We start from the raw sequence: 19,643 nt of genomic DNA, 5'->3' as shown, positions 1-19,643 counted from the left end.
GGACCACCGGTGAGCGCCACGCTCAGCGCCGAACTCTGCCGGATCACCGTGATCGGTCCGGCCCGCAGGGTCGACCTGGCGGTTCCGGCGACCACGACGGTTGCCACCCTGCTTCCCCTGCTGGTGCAGCAGACCACCGACACCGGCCCACGTCTCGAACCCGGCGCGTCCGACGGCGCCGCCTGGGTACTACAGCGCCTCGGTCAGGCCCCCTTCGAGCTGGCCGGTACCCCGGAGAGCCTCGACTGGCTCGAGGGTGAGCAGCTCCACCTCTGTCCGGCTGCGGATCCGCTACCGGAACTGGACTTCGACGACCTCGCCGACGGGGTCGCCACCACGGTCAACCGGCGCAACGACCGCTGGCAGCCCGAGTACCGCCGGATCCTGTTCGCCCTGCTGTCGGTCGTCGCCATGGGGGCCATCGTCGTCGTACTCACCGCACACGGTCCGGCGCTGCCCCAGGTCGTCGCCGGGTCCGTGCTGAGCATCGCACTGCTGGCCGCGGCGCTGGTCTGCGGTCGTCGGCTGGACGACGGCGCCTTCTCGTTGCTGTTCGCCGGGGGTGCGGTCGGCTTCGCCGCCGTCGCCGCGTCCAGTGCGGTCGACGGTGATCCGGAGCGCATCGCGGTGACCGGTGCGGCGGTGCTGGCCACCGCCGTCGCCAGCCTGACCGTCGCCGCCGTCCTGCTGCTGGCACAGCGGACCTTCGCACCGTACCTGCCGGTCCCGCCGTTGCTCGGGATCGGCGTGACCGGGCTGGTCACCGCACTGGTGCTGCTGATGCGCGACGGCAGCGGGATGACCATGCAGCGGACCGCCGCCGTCGCCATCCTGGCGCTTCTCGTCGTGATCGTGCTGGCTCCCCGGCTGGCGGTGAAACTGTCCCGACTGCGCGGCCCACAACTGCCGAAGACCAGCGAGGACATGTCGTACGACATCGAGCCCGCCCCCTCCGACGAGGTCCGGCGGCGCACCGACGACGCGGACACCTACCTGACCGCGGCGATGGCCACGTCGGCGGTGGTGCTGCCGGCACTGTTCCACTTCACGATGCAGGTGCCCGGCTGGGCGGGCTGGAGCTTCGTCCTGGTGGTCGCCAGTGCAATCCTGTTGCGCTCGCGTACCTTCCTCGGCCTCTGGCAGCGGATCGCGCTGGTTGTCGCCGGTACCGTCGGATACCTCATGGTGATCACGAAGCTCGCCGATCTGATGTCGCCAGCCTGGCGATGGGTGCTGCTCAGCGCACTCGTCGCGCTGCTGGTGCCACTCGTGCTGGCGGCGCTACGGCCCTGGCCCCGGCGGATGCTGCCGTTCTGGGAATACGCGGCGACCTTCTTCGACGTCACCACCGGGGTGGCCGTGCTGCCGATCCTGGCGCAGATCCTCGGGATCTACGCCTGGGCCCGCGGACTCTTCGGGTAGCCACCATGCAGACCCAACGAGACCACGTGCACGCCCACACCTTCATGATGGGCCGGCTCAGCTCCGCCCTCGTCCAGGGAGACCCGACGAGCGCGCAGATCCCCGGGCAGCGCGCGTTGACCGGCCTGCTGATCGGAATCATCCTGGTCCTGCTGGCCGGCGGGGGATTCGCCGTCTACGGCTGGATCGTCCCCGGCGGCAGCAAGGCATACCGCCAGGCCGGCGTGATCCTGGTCGAGAAGGAGAGCGGGACCCGGTACGTCTACCGCGACGGCCTGCTCTACCCGACGCCGAACCTGACCTCCGCGATGCTGTTGCAGGGCCCGTCGGCCACCGTCAAGCTGATCTCCCGCAGCTCGATCAAGGACCTGCCGCGGGGCCCGGAGATCGGCATCGCCGACGCGCCGCAGGCCATCCCCGCCGCGAACGCCCTGGTGACCGGCCCCTGGCTGGTCTGCCTGCCGGGCTCGGTGGTGGACCGGCCCGGCCCGGGGTTCGGCGTGAACCTCGATCCGCAGGCCGCCGCCGCACCGCTGGACGACCGCACCTTCGCGGTGGTCGGCGGCCCCGACGGCGTCACGTACCTGCTCGCCGGGCACGACAAGTTCCCGCTGGCCGACGATTCGGTGCTGGTCGCGCTGGGTGCCGCCAACGCGCGGGTGGTCGCCGCGCCGGCCGCCTGGCTGGCCCGGGTGCCGACCGGCGTCCTGCTCGGCCCGGCGGAACTCCCCGACGCGGGCGACCCCGGCCCACCCCTCGACGGTCGCTCCTACCCGGTGGGCACGCTGTTCCGGCAGCGACCGGCGGCCGGAGCGGAACAGCTCTTCGTGCTCCGCAGCGACGGGCTGGCGCCGGTCAGCCGGATGGAGTTCACCCTCGCGGCGGTCCGCGACGGCGGTACGCCGGTGACTCTGGACGCCGCCGCCGTCGCCCGGGCCCCCCGTTCCGGTGACCGGACGCTCGTCGACCGGCTGCCGGACCTGACCGGATTCCAGTGGCGGGACTCCGACGACCGGGTGCTCTGCCTGCGGCAGCGGCCCTCCGGCGAGGACTCGGTCAGCAGCGAGATCGTCGTCAGCGACCGGCGCTCCTCCGGGGTCCACGACAACGGCACGACGACCGTGCTGGCCAAGGCGGGGTCGGGCCTGACCGTGCGGCCGGTGCCCACGGCGAAGGTCAGTACCGAGGTGGCGCTGATCTCGGACCAGGGGATCGCCTACCCGCTGGCCGATGCCGACACCGTCTCCGCGCTCAAACTCCACGCGGCGGCGGCTGTCCCATTCCCGAGGGACCTGCTGGCGGCCCTGCCGCAGGGCCCGGTGCTCAGTCGTACGGCCGTCAACGGACTTGCTAGGGGGTAGCGTCATGGCATCCATCCGAGATCTGCTGCGCGGCGGACGGAGCGAGTCCGGCGACGTGGTCCAGCACACCGTCGGCAACGCGCTCGTCCTGCACCACCGGGACGAGATCAGCGGCGAGGCACAGTCGCTGGCGCTCTCTGTCGTCGCCGACACCGACAACGACGTGGTGGTGCTGGACCTCGGCGACGGTATGCCGATCGGCTCGTGGGAGTCGATGGCCGCGGTGCTGCCGCGTCGCCGTCGAGGTATCCGGCTGGTGGCCTGTGGACAGCAGCACCACACGGCCGCGATGGCCGGGCAGTGGCTCTCGGAACGGCTGAGCCGAACCGTCATCGCCCCCGACGGCGACCTGGTCCGAGGCTCGGCCGGTGCGCTCTTCGTGCACTCGAAGCCGGGTAGCGGCTGGGTGCGGTTCCGGCCCGGAAAACCACCGGCCTGGGACGCCAAGCGCTACCCGACGCCGGTGTGGGACACCGCCGCCACCGACAGTCGGGCCTGCAGTTCGACCGGGGAGATCGAGCCGCTGCCGGGTGGGGTCTGGATCCACGACGTACGCCTGCCGGAGGTCGTCACCGAGCACCGTGGCCGCCTCGTCGCCGACGTGCCGTGCCAGTCGGAGACGATGACCGTCCTGCTCGGCTGCCCGGGCACCGCCGCGCTCTCCCTCGACGACGTGGTCCGCTTCTGGCGCGGTCTGGACCCGGAGAGCCAGCTTCGGGCCCGCTTCGTGCAGTACGGCGACATCCGCATACCCGAGGGCGAGTCGTTCGGTCAGGCCCTGGCGGACCTGCTCGGCACCAACGTCGTCTGTTACCCCGGGGTCCCGATCGGCGCGCCGGGCAAGTTCGAGATCCGGACCGTACGCGCCGACGGCGTCCTCGGTTGGCCGCCGTTCGCCCAGGAACTCGGCTACTCCCCACGGGCGCATCCCCACTCGCGGGCCCGTCGTCCCCGCCTGCTCAGCCATCGCGCTCCGCTGAAGTGGACCGAGGAGATCTCGCCACGGGTGTACTGGTACGCCCCCGACGCGGTGGTCGAGGTGATCGAGGCGGGACTCTGGGTCCGCCCGGCCGACGAGCCGGGCAACGCGGAACGGGTCCGGTCGACACCGCTCGACCCCGAGGGCGGCACCATGATCTTCGACGACACTGTCCAGGGCCGGTCCGCCCGGATGCGGGAGCTGGCCGAGGACCTGGCCGCGCGGGTCGACGCGAGCGTGGGGCAGACCAGCACGCTCTTTCCCGCGTCGGTCCTGGTGCCGGGGCAGAAGCCGGACGGCCGCGCGCAGGCGAACCTGGCCGGCCCCGCGCAGCCGCGACCCGAGGTGGAACGGGGCGAGCCCACGGTGGTCGTACCGCGAAGGGCCCCGGTCGGGGTGGCCTCGGTGATCGGCATTCCGCCGCCGGTGTCGATGTCGGTGGCGATCCAGCCGGCGGCGGAGGTCCCTGATCCGGTGCGACCGGCGATCGCCGCGGCACCCGCCCCACCGCCGGCCGCCGCCCCACCGCCGGCCGCCGCCACGCCCTCCGTCGTCCCGGTGCCGGCGACCCGCTCCGCGTTCCTCGGCATCGCCATTCCCGTCCCCGTCGACCCGCGGCCCGAGCCGCCGGCTGCGGCTGCTGGCCCGGATCCGGTGCCGCCGGCTGCGGTGGCCGTCGCGCCCGCTGCTGCGCAGGTGGCGGTGGCTGCGCCGGCTGCGCCGCCGGTTGCGCCGCCGGTTGCGCCGCCGGTGGCGGGGGCTGATCCGGTGCCGCCGCCCGCGCCGGTGGAGATTCCCACGGAGTCGTCGATCGACGACCCCGGCGGCACGGAGTCGCCGCGCCGGGCGGGACCGGTGCCAGCGGTCGACGCGACCACCGACCCGACAACCCCACCCGCCGCGCCGGTCGCGCCGGGGCCGGCTCGACCGGCACCGGGAACCGACCCGTCCGGTGTCCGGGTGCAACCGGTGGCGTCGCCGGATGCCTCCGCCCTGCCGGGCAGCCGGGTGCCGGCAGAGGAGCGGGCCTGGCTACGCCGCTCACTGAGCCAGGACTTCGATGCCATGGCCAGCTCGGTCTCCCGGATCATGTCGGAACATCCGGGCATGAACGCCGGTGGCGGCAGCACCGCCGACGACGTCCTCGTCGACTCGGTGGCGATCCGTCTGTTCCTGACCCGCCGGGGGGCCGGCATCGACGCCGGTCTGCGTTCGGGTGCGAACGGTCCGCATGTGCCACTGGCCCGGTGCGCGGTCTCCGGCCTCTCCCGGCTGCCCTCCTTCCGGGGGAGCACCGTCGTACGCACCACACCGAGCCCCGGCGAGTGGCACCTGTACCAGGGCCGACGGCTGGTCACCGACTGGAGCTTCGTCACCATGCTGACCGCGCCCTGTGCCGGCCAGGACGGCGACACCGACGTGCTGATCTGGTCGATGACCGCCCGCCGCACCGCTCTGCTGGAGCCCGAGGGCGACGAGCGCGTCGACGACCGGGTGGTGTTCCTGCCCGGCACCCACTTCAAGATCCTGGAGCTGGCGGAGCCGGACGGTGACCGCCGCGGCATCATCGCGCTCCGCGAGATCGGCGCCAACGAGATCGACGACGACGGTCGGATCGACCAGAACCGGCTCTCCCTCGACGAGTTGGCCGTCGCGTCGCTGCACCGCAGCCTCGACCGGTGGGCCGGCACCGCGGGCCGCCACCGGATCGGCGCCGCCTCGGTCGGTCGCTTCGGCGTGCTACCCGGCCTCGTCCGCCCGCCGGTCGGGAAGAAGGGGTGACCCCGCGATGACCCGACAGGTCCTGACGGTGGGGGGCGGACAACCGGGCGCGTTCTCCACGATCGGCGCGGCGGTCGCGCACGCCGAGCCGGGTGCCACGATCACCGTCCATCCCGGCCGGTACGTCGAGAAGCTGGTGGTCGGTAACCGGATCACCATCGCCGCCGAGCCCGGTGGCATCGTGCAGGTGCACGTCGAGGAGGGCAGCGTCCTGGCCGTCCACGGCGAGGGTGCGCAGCTGCGCGGCATCTCGCTGTCGAGCGACGACCCGAAGCTGGCCGCAGTCGACGTCTACTCCGGTGAGGCGGCGCTGGACGACTGCCGTGTCGGCGGCGCGGCCTGGGTGACGCTGCTGGCCCGGCTTCAGGGGACGCTCGCGCTGCGGCACTGCGAGATCCGGTCGTCCACGGGTGCCGCGATCGTGGTGACCTCGCCGGGCGCGAGCACGGTGGAGGACACCGTGGTCCGGGACGTGGCCACGTCCGGTGTCGTGGTCAGCGACAGGGGCTCGCTGACGCTGCGGCGCTGCACGATGGAGCGGACCGGCGCGAACAGCATCTGCGTGAACGGCGACGGTCGCCTCGTCGTCGAACGGTGCGAGATCGTCGCCGCCGGGAAGCCGGCGCTCGTGGTGGAACAGCGCGGTCATGCCCGGATCAACCGGTTGCGGGTACGCCAGAGCGCCAACGTCGACGTGTTCATGCGGGGCGAGATCGACGTGGTCGTCGCGGACTCCGAGTTCACCGGCGCGCAGTTGCAGGCCGTGCACATTGCCGGTGGCGCCACCCCGACGTTCCGGGGTTGCACCTTCGGCTCGGCCGGGCGCAGTGCCGCACACGTCACCGGGGAGGCGAAACCGACGTTCGTCGACTGCGTCTTCGCGGACTCGCCGATCGGCGTCACCGTGGAAGCGAAGAGCGGGCCGAGGTTCGAGGGAATCACCGTCCGGGGCAGCAGCGAGCAGGTCGCGGTCGTGACCGGCGCGGCCTCGATGACCGTGCACGGGCTGCGGGCCACCGTCACCAGGGGGGCCGGGCTGCTGGTCACCGACGGTGCCGGCGTGGAAGGCAGCGATCTGGTGGTCGACTCGGGCAGCGCTGCGGCGCTCGAACTGCGGGAGTCGGCGCGCGGCACGATTCGCGACGCGAGGTTCACCGGCACGGCGGCCGTCTGCGTCGTGATCGGCTCCGGTGCGAGGTTGGATCTGCGATCGGCGGTGCTCGACGGCACCGGGCTGCGGGTGGCCGACAACGCCGACCTGCGGCTGCTGGACACCGAGTTCATCGACGTGCCGGGTGACGGACTGCAGGTCGGTGCCGCCGGCGCGGTGACCGCAAGCCGGGTACGGGTCCGCCGCGCCCGTCAGGCGGGGGTACGGCTGGAGCGCGGCTCCCGGGGCAGCTTCACCGACTGCGAGGTGCTGGAGAGCGGTGCCGCCGGCTTCGATGTGGACACTGCGGAGCCGGTGTCGATCACCCGCTGCGTCGCCCGCGACAGCGGCGGGGAGGACGTGCGGCAGACCGGCGACGCCCACCTGACGATCACGGCGCTGACCACCGGTCGGGCCGCCCGGTCCGTGGCACCCACCTCCCCGGCACCGCTGGCCACCGGATACGCCTCCGCGCCCACCCCGGAGGCCGATGGGGACCTCGCTGCGGGGCCGGCCGGCGACGAGCTCAGCGGACCGCTGCGCGAACTGGCCGGACTGATCGGTTTGAGCGGGGTGAAACAGGAGGTCACCGCGCTGATCAACCTGATCAAGATGTCGCAGGTGCGGCAGCAGATGGGCCTGCCGATGCCGCCGATGAGCCGTCACCTGGTCTTCGCCGGCCCGCCCGGCACCGGTAAGACCACGGTCGCGCGTCTCTACGGCGCGGTCCTGGCCGAGCTGGGCGTCCTGGCCAAGGGCCACATGGTCGAGGCGGCGCGGGCGGACCTGGTCGGCCAGTACATCGGCTCGACCGCGATCAAGACCACCGAACTGGTCACCGGGGCGATCGGCGGGGTGCTCTTCATCGACGAGGCGTACACCCTCTCGGCCGGCTCGGGCGGCTCGGGTCCGGACTTCGGCCAGGAGGCGATCGACGCGCTGATGAAGATCATGGAGGACCAGCGCGACGAGCTCGTGGTGATCGTGGCCGGGTACTCGGAGCTGATGGAGCGGTTCCTGGCGTCCAACCCCGGTCTGGCCTCCCGGTTCACCCGGACCATCGAGTTTCCCAACTACTCCGTCGATGAGCTGGTCACGATCACCTCGAACCTGTGCCGCAAGCACTACTACGAGCTGACCGACGACGCGGTCGACGCGTTGCGCACCTACTTCGAACGGGTGCCGAGGAACTCGACCTTCGGCAACGGCCGGGTGGCCCGCAAGCTGTTCGAGTCAATGATCAACAACCAGGCGTCCCGGCTGGCCGTCACACCGCCGACCAAGGACACCGAGATCAACCGGCTCACCGGCGCCGATCTCGCCCCCGAGCTGCGACTGCTGGAGGAACTGCCCGTCGAGCAGCGGAACCAGCCCGACGCCACCAGGAACCCGGGCGGTGCGATCACCGCCGCACGGAGCTGGCAACGGGTCTCCCGACTGGTCGGCGCCGCCGACGTACGCGAGGCGGTCGAAGCGACCCTGCTGAACCTCTGCGAGCTGCGCAACCGTCGTCGCTCCCCCGGCAAGCACGGTAACGTCCTGCTCTCCGGCGCGGCCGGTAGCGGCCGTGGCGAGTTCGCCCGCCACTACGCCGCCGGGCTCTCCGAACTGGACCTGGTCCCGATCGGGCAACTGGTGCGCGTCTCGACCCAGTTGCAGTTGGCACCCCAGTGGTCGGGGCAGCTCCCCAGCCTGGTCCGGGCAGCCCTGGACGATGCCAGCGGGGGCACTCTGCTGGTCGACTACGTCGACGACGGCACCGGCGGCGGCCCGGAGGTCGTGGAGACACTGGTCGAGCAGCTTCGGACCAGGCTGGGTGACCCGGTGGTGGTGCTGGTCGCCGAGCCGGCTGCGATGACCGGCCTCGGTGCCGCGCTGCCGGGCCTGGCCGACGTGTTCGGGCAGACCTGGCACGTACCCGAACTCACCGTTGCCGAGCTGGCCGAGGTGGTCGTGCGGCACCTGGTGCGGCGCGGACACGAGGTGCCGGACGACGTCCGGGCCGCGCTGGCCGGGCTGGCCGCCCGGATGCCCGAGCGCACCGTCCGCGCCGCGCACCTGCTCTCGCGGAGCCTGACCCGTGCAACCGGGTCCCGCACCCTCGCGCTGGCCGATCTGCACGGGCTGGTCAGCCACGACGATCCGGCCACCGTGGCGGCCCGCCAGTCCGGCGGGCTCGCGGCGGTCGGCTGAGAGGAGTAGCCATGTCACAGCCGAAGCAGCCGACACTCGACGAGGTGGTCAGGGCCGGGCGGACGTTCGAGCAGCGGATGCGGAGCGCGCAGGCCAGTCTCGACCGCGCGCTGGTCACCGGCCGGTCCACGGACGGCACGGTGGTCGTGCTGGCCAACGGCCTGGGTCAGCTGAAGGCCGTACAGGTCAGCCCGACCGTCTTCGACGGCCGCGACGTGGCGGCCCTGCAGAACGCGATCACCGAGTCGATCCGGGCGGCGGCAGCCAACGCGGCCGTGCTCGCCCGGGAGAAGATGGGCCCGGTCGAGATCAACCTCCACTGATGATGGGCTTTCTGCGCAGCCATCCGCCAGCGGCGATCCTCCGGCACACGGTCGGGAACGCGCTGGTCCTGCATGCCCGGGAGCGGATCAGTCCGCAGGCCCGGTCGCTGGCTCTGACGGTCGTCGAGGATCCCGACCACGACATCGTCGTTCTCGACCTGTACGAGGATCCGCCCGTCGGAATCTGGGAGTCGGTCGCCGCGACGCTGCGTCGGCGTCGGCGTCGGCGCGGCATCCGGCTCATCGTCTGCGGTGTGCCCCACCAGACGGGTGCTCTCGCCGGCCAGTGGCTCTGCGACCGGCTACGCCGCCCGGTCGTGACACCGCACGGTCAGCTGGTTCGCGCGACGAACGGAACGCTCTTCGTGCCGACGACTGAGGGCAGCGGCTGGGTCCGCTACCGGCCGGGCCGGACACCGGTCTGGGAGTCCCAGCGCTACCCGGCCCCGCCCTGGGACGGCTCCGCCGCGCAGTTCACCCCGACCAGCGCGGTGGCCGCCGTCGAGCCCATTCCCGGCGGCGTCTGGATCCGCGACACCCGCGACGCGGTCGTCGTCAGCGACCGCGGGCAGTGGCTGGTCTCCGCGGTACCCTGCCAGAACGAGGCGATGACAGTCGTCCTCGGCTGCCCCGGTACGCCGCCGCTGGCCCTCGACAGCGTCGCCCGGTTCTGGCGCGGACTCGACCCCGACGGCCGCCGGCAGGCCAGATTCGTGCACTACGGGCCGGTCCAACTGCCGGTGGGTGAGGCACTCGGCCAGCGGCTGGCCGACCTTCTGGAGTCACCCGTGGTCTGCTTCGCCGGCGTACCGGTCGGCAGACCGGACCGTCTGCGCATGTTCACGGTCAGGCCGGACGGCTGCCCCGGCTGGCAGGTCTTCACCCGCGACCTCTGTTTCAGCCCGCGGCGCGCGGCCGCCGACCCGGCCACACTGCCGCGCATCCTCAGCCACGAGGCACCACCGCTGCTCGGCGACCCGGTCGGCCCGTTGACCTACCAGTACGCCAGCGACGCGGTCGTCGAGATCGTCCAGTCCGGGCTCTGGGTCCGCGACGCCGAGGTGCCACCGAACGCCGGGCGGATCCGTGCCCACCTCCCGGATCCGGCCAGCCTCGCCCTCATCGTCGACGACACGGTCCCGGCCCGGCTACCGCGGCTGCGGGAGCTCGCAGATGACCTGACCGCGCGCCTGGATCCGGCCACCCGCGGCGGTAGCGCCCTGCAACTCGCGTCGGCGGTGGCGGCCGGCCGGCGGGCGCGATCCGCCGTCGCCGACGGCACCCTCGACGACGGACGGACCTACCGGTTCACGGCGGCCGACCTGGCCCTCGACGACGGACGGACCTACCGGTTCACCGCCGCCGACCTGGCCCTCGACGAACCGGTCGAGGTTGCTCCGCCGCCCGCCGAGGTGCGGGCCGGGATGACCGCTCCCGGCCCGCTGTCGCCGTCCTGGGTGCCGACGATCCCGCCGGTGGCCGACGTGCCGGGCCTTGCCGCTGCGGAGTTCGTAGTCGCACCGGTCGAGCAAGCGCGGGCACCGGAGGCGGTACCCGACCTGAACGGGGCGCCCGCTCCGCAAGCACACCGGATCGGTGGCCGGGCGGCGGGTCCGGCCGGCGGAAGGCTCGTCCCGGTCGCGCCGACGGGCGAGCGCCGCCAGCCCGCCGTGCCGGCCGGGCCGGTGCCGCTCCGGACGTCGTCGGGTCGCCTGACGGATCCCGCTACCACCACCGCGCTCTGGCACCAGCCGGCTTCTGTCGACACTCCCACCGGTACGGGCGGGCCCCGCCCCCGTCCGGTCCGCCCGCCCGCTGCCCCGCGGTCGGGCCCACCGCCAGCGGAGCCGGTGCTCGCCGCGCCGACGTCGGCCCGGGAATCGGCGTCCGCGTCGACGGCCGCGCCGCCCCGGGAGGTGGTGTCCGTGTCGGACTCCCCGGCCGGTGAGGCCGGGCAGTTCGTCCGGTTCCAGGCGACCCCGGCGTCGCAGGCGCGGGGACCAGCCGCGACCAGCGGTCTCGACGCCGAGCGGTCGTGGCTGCGGCGGCGGTTCCACCAGGAGTTCGACGCCGCCACCAGCGCGATCTCCCGGCTGTTGGCCGAGCATCCCCGCCTGCAGGCGGGTGGTGAGTCGGTGACCGACGCGGTCGCCGTACGCCTCTACCTGTCCGCGCCCGGAGATGGGGTGGACCAGGCCCTGCGGTCCGGCGCGGTCGGCGACCCGGTGCTGTTCGCCCGCTGTGTCACGGCCGGGATGAGCCGGTTGCCGTCGTATCGGGGTGCCGTCTGCCTCTCCACCAGACTCTCCGGCGACGAACTTCAGGAGATCGGCGCGAGGCGGGTACTGACGGAGCGGGCGTTCACGCATGCGCTGACCGACCCGGCGGTGAACCTCCCGGGCAACGTCGACGTCCTGCTGTGGTCGATGACGGCCCGCCGGACGCGGCTGCTGGAGCCGGAGGGTGACCATCACGTCGACAGCCGGGTGCTCTTTCTTCCCGGCACCCGATTCAGGGTGCTGGAGGTGGCAGCACCGGGTCAGGATCACCCCGGCCGGCTGCTGCTACGGGAACTGGCCGCCGACGAACCGGTCGGTGAGCCGGGACCGTTCGACGATCTCGCGCTGGCCTCGCTGCGCCGCTGCGTCGACCGGTGGGCGGCGACGGCCCGACGCAGCCGGGTCGGTTCGGCTTCGGTGCCCCGCCTCACCTGCCTGCCGGGCCTGGTCTGACCGAGCGGGGTGTGCCCGCATCCGGCGACCGGTGCGGGTGGTCTCCGGCAGCGCCGCTCCCGGTGCTGCCCCGCCCAGGGGGAGGCGCTGGTTGAGCGTGCAATTATCCTGGGATGCAAGCTGGCGGTATGGACGCCGACGTCGGTGCTCCTCGCGGTTTCGTCCAAGAAGGAGATTTGGTGGACACTGCGTACCGCGTGACTCCGTTGCGTACGAACGATCCCGAACGGCTGGGTGAGTACCTGCTCATCGGCCGGCTCGGATCGGGCGGCATGGGAGTGGTATACCTCGCGGAGAGCGACGACGGAAGCCACGTCGCGGTCAAGCTCATCCACGCGGCCCTCGCGGCGGACCCCGAGTTCAGTGGTCGGTTCCGCAGCGAGGTCGAACGGGCCCGACAGGTGCCGCCGTACTGCACCGCGGAGTTCCTCGACGCCGACCTCGACCACGATCCGCCGTACCTGGTCGTCGAGTACATCGACGGTCCGGGCCTGGACGAGGTGGTCGCCGAGCGCGGCCCCCTGCGCGGCGGCGCCCTGCACTCGCTGGCGGTCGGGGTGGCCACCGCGCTGACCGGCATCCACGGTGCGGGAATCATCCACCGCGACCTGAAACCGAGCAACGTACTGCTGGCGCTCGGCAGCCCCAAGGTGATCGACTTTGGCATCGCGCGGCCGTTCGAGGCCACCAGCCAGCACACCCGTACCGACGTCATGGTCGGCACCGTCGCCTACATGGCGCCGGAGCGGTTCTCCGACGGGCCGGACACGCCGGTGACCGCCGCCGCCGACGTGTTCGCCTGGGGCTGCGTGATCGCCTTCGCCGGCACCGGGAGGACCCCGTTCCGAGGGGACTCGGCGTCGGCGACCGCAGCCCGCATCCTGACCCAGCCGCCGCGGCTGGACGGGCTGCCGGACTCCCTCAGGGAACCCGTGGCTCGGGCGCTGGCGAAGGATCCGGCCGACCGGCCGACCGCCCCGCAACTGGTGAGCATGCTGTTGGGCAATGAGCCAGTGCCCCGGCCGCCGAGCGTCGACCAGCGACCGCCAGCCGGGCCCGAGCACCGGCCACCGCCAGTCGAGCCCGAACGGCGGACGTGGTCGCGCGGCCGACGGCGGGCAGTGTGGACTGCCCTGGTCGTCCTGCCCGTGGTGGTCGGCGTCACGATCGCGAGTCGGGTGGTGAACCTCGACAGCGACAGCGGGGCGGGACCCGCCACGCCGTCGGCGGTGGTCTCGTCGGCCCCTACGACCGCGGGGCCCGTCGCGCCGGTGCCGTTACCGGTGCCGGCGACCGCGACGCCCGCCCCGCAGCAGACCCCCTCCAGCGGCCAGCGTCCCGATGCTGCCTCGCCGTCGGTCGACGACAAGCCGTCGCGGCCCACCGGGAGCACCGGCCCGCCGCCCCCCGCCAACTCGGCCGGCCGGAACCTGGCCCTCGGCCAGCCCGTCACCGTCTCCGGCTCGGAGGGCCCCCCGTGGGCCGCCGCCAACGCCGTCGACGGTGACCTCGTGACCCGGTGGGGTAGCCAGTGGAGCGACGTCGGCTGGCTGACGGTGGACCTGGGCGCGCAGCGGCAGATCAGGGAGATCCTGCTGCGTTGGGAACACGCCTACGCCGTCGAGTACCGGGTGGAGATCTCCTCCGACGGTAGGAAATGGACGGCGGTGTACCGCACCTCGTCAGGTCAGGGTGGCGACGTGCGGGTCACCACCGACAAGGTGGCCGGTCGCTACGTCCGGATGTACGGCACTCAGCGCTCCAACATGTACGGCTACTCCCTGTACGAGATCGAGGTGCGATGAACGCCCCGATCCGTAGGCGGGTCGCCGCGGGCCGGGTCCACGCCGTACCCGGTCAACCGGCGGTGGGCGCGGCGCAGGTCCCAGCGGGCGCCGAGCAGCGTGTACAGCCCCACCGCCTCACCGCCGATTCGGGCCGCCTCGTGCGGGCGGCGGGCGGCGGCCAGCAGCGCCGCGGCGTCCTCCAGCGCCGCGGCCAACTCCGTCACCCGGCCCACCTCGCGGTAGTGCGCCGCAGCGGCGAGCGCGGGTTCCGGGTCGCCGTCGAGCAGGGCGCGGCAGCGTGCCGCCGCCGGGTGCGCCCGCGCGGGGCGGGACTCCTTGGCCGCCTCGTCGGCGCAGGTGGCCGCCGCCCGTTCGGCCACGTCCCGGCGGCCCAGGCTCAGCGCGAGCCGGGTGACGTCGGGCAACCACTGGTGCCGAATCATCAGCGGTGCGTACTCGGGCACCAGCAGCGGGTCGAGGATCCGCAGCGCGTCCTCCGCGCGGCCCTGCTGCTCGGCCACGAGCGAGCGGGCGACCAGCAGGAAGTCGCAGCTCTCCCGCTCGGCGTCGGTGGCCGGCACCAGTTCGGTGGCGTCCAGGTGCCCGGTGGCCAGGACGACGTCTTCGCGGCGCGCGGCGACGAGCGCGGCCGTGCCGTGCAGCAGCATCGCGGTCGCCCCCGGCTCCCGGGTGCCCAGCAGGGTGGTGCCGGGCGGGTCGTCGGTGACCGCGCTGACCACCGAGAACACGTCGTCCCACCGGCCTGACCAGTAGTGCTGCACCACGGCGGCGACGTACAGGCTGGCCGGCAACCGGTGCCGCAGCGCGAAGAGCGCGGCCTCCCGCAGCGTCCGCTCGGCATCCTCCAGCCGGTCCAGGTTCTGCAGCGTGAACACCCGGTTGTCGAGCAGGTCCAGGTACAGGCCGGCGAAGGCCGGGTTCTCCCGCATGATGTCCAACGCGCGATCGACGTACTCCAACGCCCGTTGGTGGTCGCGGCGGATGGAACTGGTCAACCAGGTGGTCTGCAGGGCGAATGCCGCCTCGTACGGATCATCCGGGTCGGGCGCGGCGGCGTGGATTCCTGCCGCCGTCCGGTCCGCCTGGTCCAGGTCGTCCAGCGGCCCGCGGCGGAAGTTGGCCAGCAGCATCCGGTGGCGGGTGTGCCACAGGGCGGGCACGGTGGGGTCGGCCAGCGCGTCCTGGACGAGGCCGAGCGCCGCCGCAGTGTCGCCGACCCGGTAGGTCATCGCGGCGAGTAGGTGCCGCATCTCGGCGCGGGCGGCCGGATCGGCGGCGATCCGTAGCACCTCCCGGGCCTCGTCCAGCGGCTGCCGCTGGTCCCGGAAGTCCAGCCTGACCAGGGCGATCAACAGCCTTTCCCGTTGCTGCGGATCGGGCAGGTCGGTGCCGAGCACCCGGCGTAGCAGGTCGCTGCCGAGCTGGGACGCCCGTCGGCCCAGCTCGGCATGGTGGGCGACCAGCCACGAGACCACCCAGTCGTCGACCACCGCAGTCGCCGCGGCGAGCTGTTCGGCCACCCGGCCCACCGGGCTACCGCCGTTCGCCAGCACCTCGGCGGTGTGCCGGTGCAGCGTCGACCGGGCCGGGGGCGGGATGCTCTCGTACAGCACATGCCGCAGGATCGGGTGCCGGAAGGCCAGTTCGGTGCCGTCGTCCACGACGACGTTGGCCTCCAGCGCCTCCTCCAGACTGGACACCAGATGGAAGGGGGAGTGGCCGGTCACCGCCCCGACGTCGTCGACGGAGAAACGGGTACCGAGCAGGGCCGCCGTGCGGAGCACCTCCTGGGTGCCGGCCGAGAGAAGGTCCATGGTGGCGCGGACCACGGCCAACAGCGAGCGCGGTGCCTCGATCGGCACGGCGTCGGGGATGTCGGCCAGCCCGTCGACCAACCGGACCTCGCCCCGACGCAGCAGCGCGATGGTCAGCTCGCGGGCGTAGCTGGGGTTTCCGGCCGAGATGGGCACCACCTTGGCCAGGTGCGGTCCGAGCGGCGCACCCACCAGGCCGGTCACCAGCTCTCCGACCGCCTCGGGTGGCAGGGCTGCCAACCGCAGTAGGTGACCCTGCCGGGCCTGCACGCCTCGGCGCAAGCTCGCCAGCTCCGGTTCCCCGGGCTCCAGCCGTGCCGCCGCCACCAGCAGCAGCGGCATACGTCGGGTGGCGGCGACCAGCCTCTCCCACAGCGACACGCCGGACTGGTCGGCCCGGTGCAGGCCGTCGAGGACCAGCAGGAGGGGAGCGGTGGCGCAGGCCGCGCGTACCTGGGCCAGCACCCGGTCGGCGGTCCCGTCGACCGGGTCGTCGAGTCCCGTTGGATGCCGCCCGAGGGTGGCCGGGCCTGCCGTGAGTCGGGTTTGAAGCCCCAGCGCCCGCGCCGCTGCCTGCAGCGGGACCTGCTGGTCGAGTTCCTGGGCGACGCCCCAGGCGACCTGACAGCCTCGTTCGGCCGCATCGGCGAAGGCCGCGGTGAGCAGCGCCGTCTTGCCGATCCCGGGTTCGCCGTCGACCCAGACCACGGTGCCCTGACCGGCAACGACGGCCTCGACCAGGGTACGCAGCCGGTGCAGCTCGCCGTCCCGGCCGGCCAGCGAGCCCGGCGGTGGCCTGTCGCCCGTCGGTCGGCGCACCGGATCGGGGGGTGCCGCAGGCGGGCGACGCGCGATCGTCTCGGCCGGTCGGGCCGACACCTTCTCGTGCAGTCGGGTGAGGGCGTCGCCCGGCTCGACCCCGAGTTCGGTCAGGAGGGTGTGCTGTGCCGTCCGGAAGAGCGCGAGTGCCTCGGTTCGCCGGCCGGTGCGGTGTAGGGCCAGCATCAGCAGCTCGTAGAAGGGCTCGTGCAGGGGGTGGTCGCGGACCAGACCGGCCAGGTCGGCCAGCACACCGTCGTCGCCGAGCTCGACCAGCATCCGGGCGCGCTGCTCGACGGCGTCGAGTCGTCGCTGCGCCAGCTGGGCCCGCTCCACTTCGATGCGGTGGCCGGTCAGCCCCGCGTACGCCTCGCCGTGCCACATGCCCAACGCCTCGTCGAGCCTGGTCACGGCGGCGGACGGGTCGCCGCCCCGGCGCAGCCGCGCCGCATCCGCGCAGAGCGCGACGAACCGTTCACTGTCGAGGTCCCCGGGGTGCAGGCGCAGGGCGTACCCGGCAGGTCCGGAGGTCAGCGATTCGTGACCGAGGCCACGACGCAGTCCTGAGATGTACGTGTACACACTGCCCACCGCAGTGGTGGGTGCGGACGTACCCCAGATGCCCGCGATCAGTTCGTCCCGCCCGACGTCGCGTCCGGCGGCTGCGGCCAGCAGCACGAACAGCACCCGCTGCCGGGCCGGCCCCAGGGGGAGCTCCTGCGGGCCGCGCCAGGCCCGGACCGGACCCAGGACCGACACTCGCAGCCGGTCGTCCGGTGTTGTCGCCACAAGTCCTCCATGGGGACAGGTGAAGAGGTGTCCGCTCCCGCGTCGGACAGTACGCCGGTCACCGGGCGACAGGGTGCTCGCCTTCGATGATCGCCGATCGGGAGAGGTGCGGCTGGGTCGGGTTGCCCGGCAGGTGTGGTCGTACCCGAGCCAGCAGGGTCCGTAACTCCTCCAGCCAGGGTGGGGATATCCGGCGCTCACGCAGGGCCACATGGGCGATCTCTGCCGCCGCCTCGAACTCGCCTCGTCGCTCGTGGCTGTGCGCCGCTGTCCAGCGCATCTCGCCCCTCAGTTCCGGCTCGGTGGTCCGGGCGGCGACCCAGCCCGCCTCGGCCGCCGCGTGGCGTTCCTGGCGCAGCAGCAGGCGGGCCAACCAGGCGGTGAACAGGAGCTGTTGGTCCAGATCGAGGGCCTGCTGGGCGTGGACCTGTTGCAGGACGGCGATGGCGATCTGTGGTGCCGTCCCGGCGATCTGTGCGACGTGTTCGGCCAGCCAGCCGCCGAGCCAGTCGTCCACCGGCACTCCTGCGGCCAGCAACTGCGCCACCACCCGGTCGGGTGCCGCGCCGGCGGCGGCGAGCCGTCTGCCGTACAGGCGGCACACGGCGACCCGGAGTGCTGCCGGTGTGCTTTCGTAGAGGGTCCGGGCCACGATCCGGTGCCGCAGCCGCAGCCGGTCGGAGGGGGCGAGGATCCCGTGGGCCCGCGCCGGGGCCAGTGCCCGGGTCAGTTCCTCAGCGCCGCGGTCGGTGACCGCGGCCAGCTCGGTGATGCGGCAACCGGGCGGCTGGGTCCCCGGTGCCCGCAGCTCGTACGCGCTGAGGAACGCGACCGCCCGCAGCACCTGGCGGGTGTCCTCGGTGAACGGGGCGAGGTGCGCCCCGACCGTCGCGGCCAGATCAGCCGTCGGTGGAGCACCGGCTTCGCCCCCGGCGAGCTGCCGGAGGTACTGCGGGTGTCCGCCGGCGTCGTCGAGGATCCGGGCCAGTTCTTCGGGCTCGGGCGGCTCCGGGGCGACTGCCCGGACGAGGGCGCTCGCCGCGTCGGAGTCCAGCGGGGGCAGTTCGATGAGCTCACCGAGGGACTGCCGGGTCGCCAGCGGCTCGCCGGACCGAACCACCGCGACCAGCAGCAGCGGAAGCCCGGCGGTGTGCCGGGTGAGCGTCGCCCACGCCCGCTGCGTCGTCGGGTCGGCCCACTGCAGGTCGTCGACGACGAGAACGAGCGGCGTATCCGCAGCCGCGCGGCAGATCAGCCGTACCGCCCGGTCCGCAAGGTCGACGCCGGCCGGATCTCCCGGCTCTGCCCGGTCTCGCGGTTCGGCTGGGTCTCGCGGTTCGGCAACGGTGGCGAGGGTGTCGAGTTCGTGCCGGATCGGGTCGGCGACCTGCGCGGAGTCGAGGCACTCCAGCAGGGTGCCGAGCGGCGTGCGTCGGGAACCACTATCGCCGACCGCCCAGCCGATGCGGGACCGCTGCGGTGTGGTGACACGACGTAGCGCAGCTTCCAGCAGCGTCGACTTGCCGATGCCGGCGGGACCCCGGATCAGGAGGGAGCCGCCGCGTCCGAGGGCGACGCCGGCTGCGGCCCGGCGTAGCCGGTGCAGGACCGGGTCACGGCCGACCAGCAGCTCCCGGTGGTCCGGCCGGACGTCGGTGGCGGTGCCGGGCGTCGGTGGACTCTCGGGACGGCTGCCGGTCGCGACGGTGCCGTCGGTGGTCGCCGGCACCGGGTCCGCGTCGCGGCCGGCCTCGTGCGGCGCGTCGGTGAGTCTGGCCCGCAGGTCTTCCCGGAGTGGATTCGCGGCCATCAGACCGCGTAGAACCCGGGCCGATTCTTCGTGCCGCCCGGTCTCGGCCAGCAGCGCGGCGTGTCGCTCGGCGGTGGCGAGCCGCAGCGCGGCCAGGCGCAGCCGTTGTGCCTGCGCGAAGGGGCCGGGTACGCCGGCGAGCGCCGCGCCGTGCCAGAGCAGTAGGGCGTCCTGGACGGTGGCCAGTTCGGCGCGGGTGTCCCCGGCGGCCCGCTGCTGGCGGGCGGTCTCGCGCAGCCTCTCGAACCTGACGACGTCGACGCAATCCGGGGGGAGGTGCAGCTGGTAGGTGCCGCCGCCCGAACTGAGCAGTCGTCCCGCCGCCCACCGGCTCCGGGCCGGTTCCAGCACCTGGCGCAGCGTCGAGACGTACGTGTAGATGTTCCCGGTCGCGCTCGGGGGCGGGTCCTCGCCCCAGACGGCGGCGACGAGCTCCGCCCGGGAGACGCTGCGTCCGGCGTGCAGGGCGAGCACACACAGTACGGCCGTTCGGCGTGCCGAGCCGAGCGTGAGTTCGGTGTCGTCCCGCCAGACCCGTACCGGCCCCAACATGCGGAGGTCGATCTCCGGGAACTCCGCCGACATGGCTTCCCTGCTCACCGTCGCGAGATCCCGCCCCCGCGAGGTGCGTCAGCCCCACCAGCCCGTCTGCTCGACACCT

Annotated in this window: 9 protein-coding genes; 7 read left to right on the top strand and 2 right to left on the bottom strand. The window is 73.2% G+C overall.

Annotated features, from left to right (window positions below):
• Positions 1 to 9: 9 nt before the first annotated feature.
• From eccD to GA0070216_RS23285, 7 genes are all read left to right on the top strand, one after another.
• Positions 10 to 1,422: a type VII secretion integral membrane protein EccD gene (eccD, locus tag GA0070216_RS23315; RefSeq protein ID WP_091250176.1), complete on the top strand. Its 1,413-nt coding sequence runs from the start codon at positions 10 to 12 to the stop codon at positions 1,420 to 1,422.
• A 5-nt stretch (positions 1,423 to 1,427) separates the two neighbouring features.
• A complete protein-coding gene (gene eccB, locus GA0070216_RS23310; RefSeq protein ID WP_091250172.1) occupies positions 1,428 to 2,783 on the top strand; it encodes a type VII secretion protein EccB in 1,356 nt (451 codons plus the stop codon).
• A 4-nt stretch (positions 2,784 to 2,787) separates the two neighbouring features.
• Complete coding sequence (locus tag GA0070216_RS23305; RefSeq protein ID WP_091250169.1) at positions 2,788 to 5,544, top strand: hypothetical protein; 2,757 nt, start codon at positions 2,788 to 2,790, stop codon at positions 5,542 to 5,544.
• A 7-nt stretch (positions 5,545 to 5,551) separates the two neighbouring features.
• Positions 5,552 to 8,887, top strand: coding sequence for a right-handed parallel beta-helix repeat-containing protein (locus GA0070216_RS23300; protein ID WP_091250166.1), 3,336 nt, complete (start codon positions 5,552 to 5,554; stop codon positions 8,885 to 8,887).
• 11 nt (positions 8,888 to 8,898) lie between these two features.
• On the top strand, positions 8,899 to 9,210 hold the full coding sequence (locus GA0070216_RS23295; RefSeq protein ID WP_091250163.1) for a YbaB/EbfC family nucleoid-associated protein: 312 nt from the start codon (positions 8,899 to 8,901) through the stop codon (positions 9,208 to 9,210).
• A complete protein-coding gene (locus GA0070216_RS23290; RefSeq protein WP_141723163.1) occupies positions 9,210 to 11,942 on the top strand; it encodes a hypothetical protein in 2,733 nt (910 codons plus the stop codon). Before GA0070216_RS23295 ends, GA0070216_RS23290 begins: the two co-directional genes overlap by 1 nt.
• Before the next feature lie 179 nt (positions 11,943 to 12,121).
• Complete coding sequence (locus GA0070216_RS23285) at positions 12,122 to 13,747, top strand: serine/threonine protein kinase (RefSeq protein WP_245722663.1); 1,626 nt, start codon at positions 12,122 to 12,124, stop codon at positions 13,745 to 13,747.
• On the opposite strand, the gene GA0070216_RS23280 is transcribed toward GA0070216_RS23285, so the two are convergent.
• Both GA0070216_RS23280 and GA0070216_RS23275 read right to left on the bottom strand, forming a co-directional pair.
• A complete protein-coding gene (locus GA0070216_RS23280) occupies positions 13,717 to 17,172 on the bottom strand; it encodes an ATP-binding protein (protein ID WP_091250153.1) in 3,456 nt (1,151 codons plus the stop codon). The two genes, GA0070216_RS23285 and GA0070216_RS23280, sit on opposite strands and share 31 nt — an antisense overlap.
• Positions 17,173 to 17,230: 58 nt before the next feature.
• Positions 17,231 to 19,582, bottom strand: a complete 2,352-nt coding sequence (locus tag GA0070216_RS23275) for an ATP-binding protein (protein WP_245722662.1) — start codon at positions 19,580 to 19,582, stop codon at positions 17,231 to 17,233.
• Positions 19,583 to 19,643 lie beyond the last annotated feature (61 nt).

Origin of the sequence: Micromonospora matsumotoense (genome assembly GCF_900091525.1) — a bacterium.
GTDB lineage: Bacteria > Actinomycetota > Actinomycetes > Mycobacteriales > Micromonosporaceae > Micromonospora > Micromonospora matsumotoensis.
This window is presented reverse-complemented; position numbering and strand designations above follow the sequence as displayed.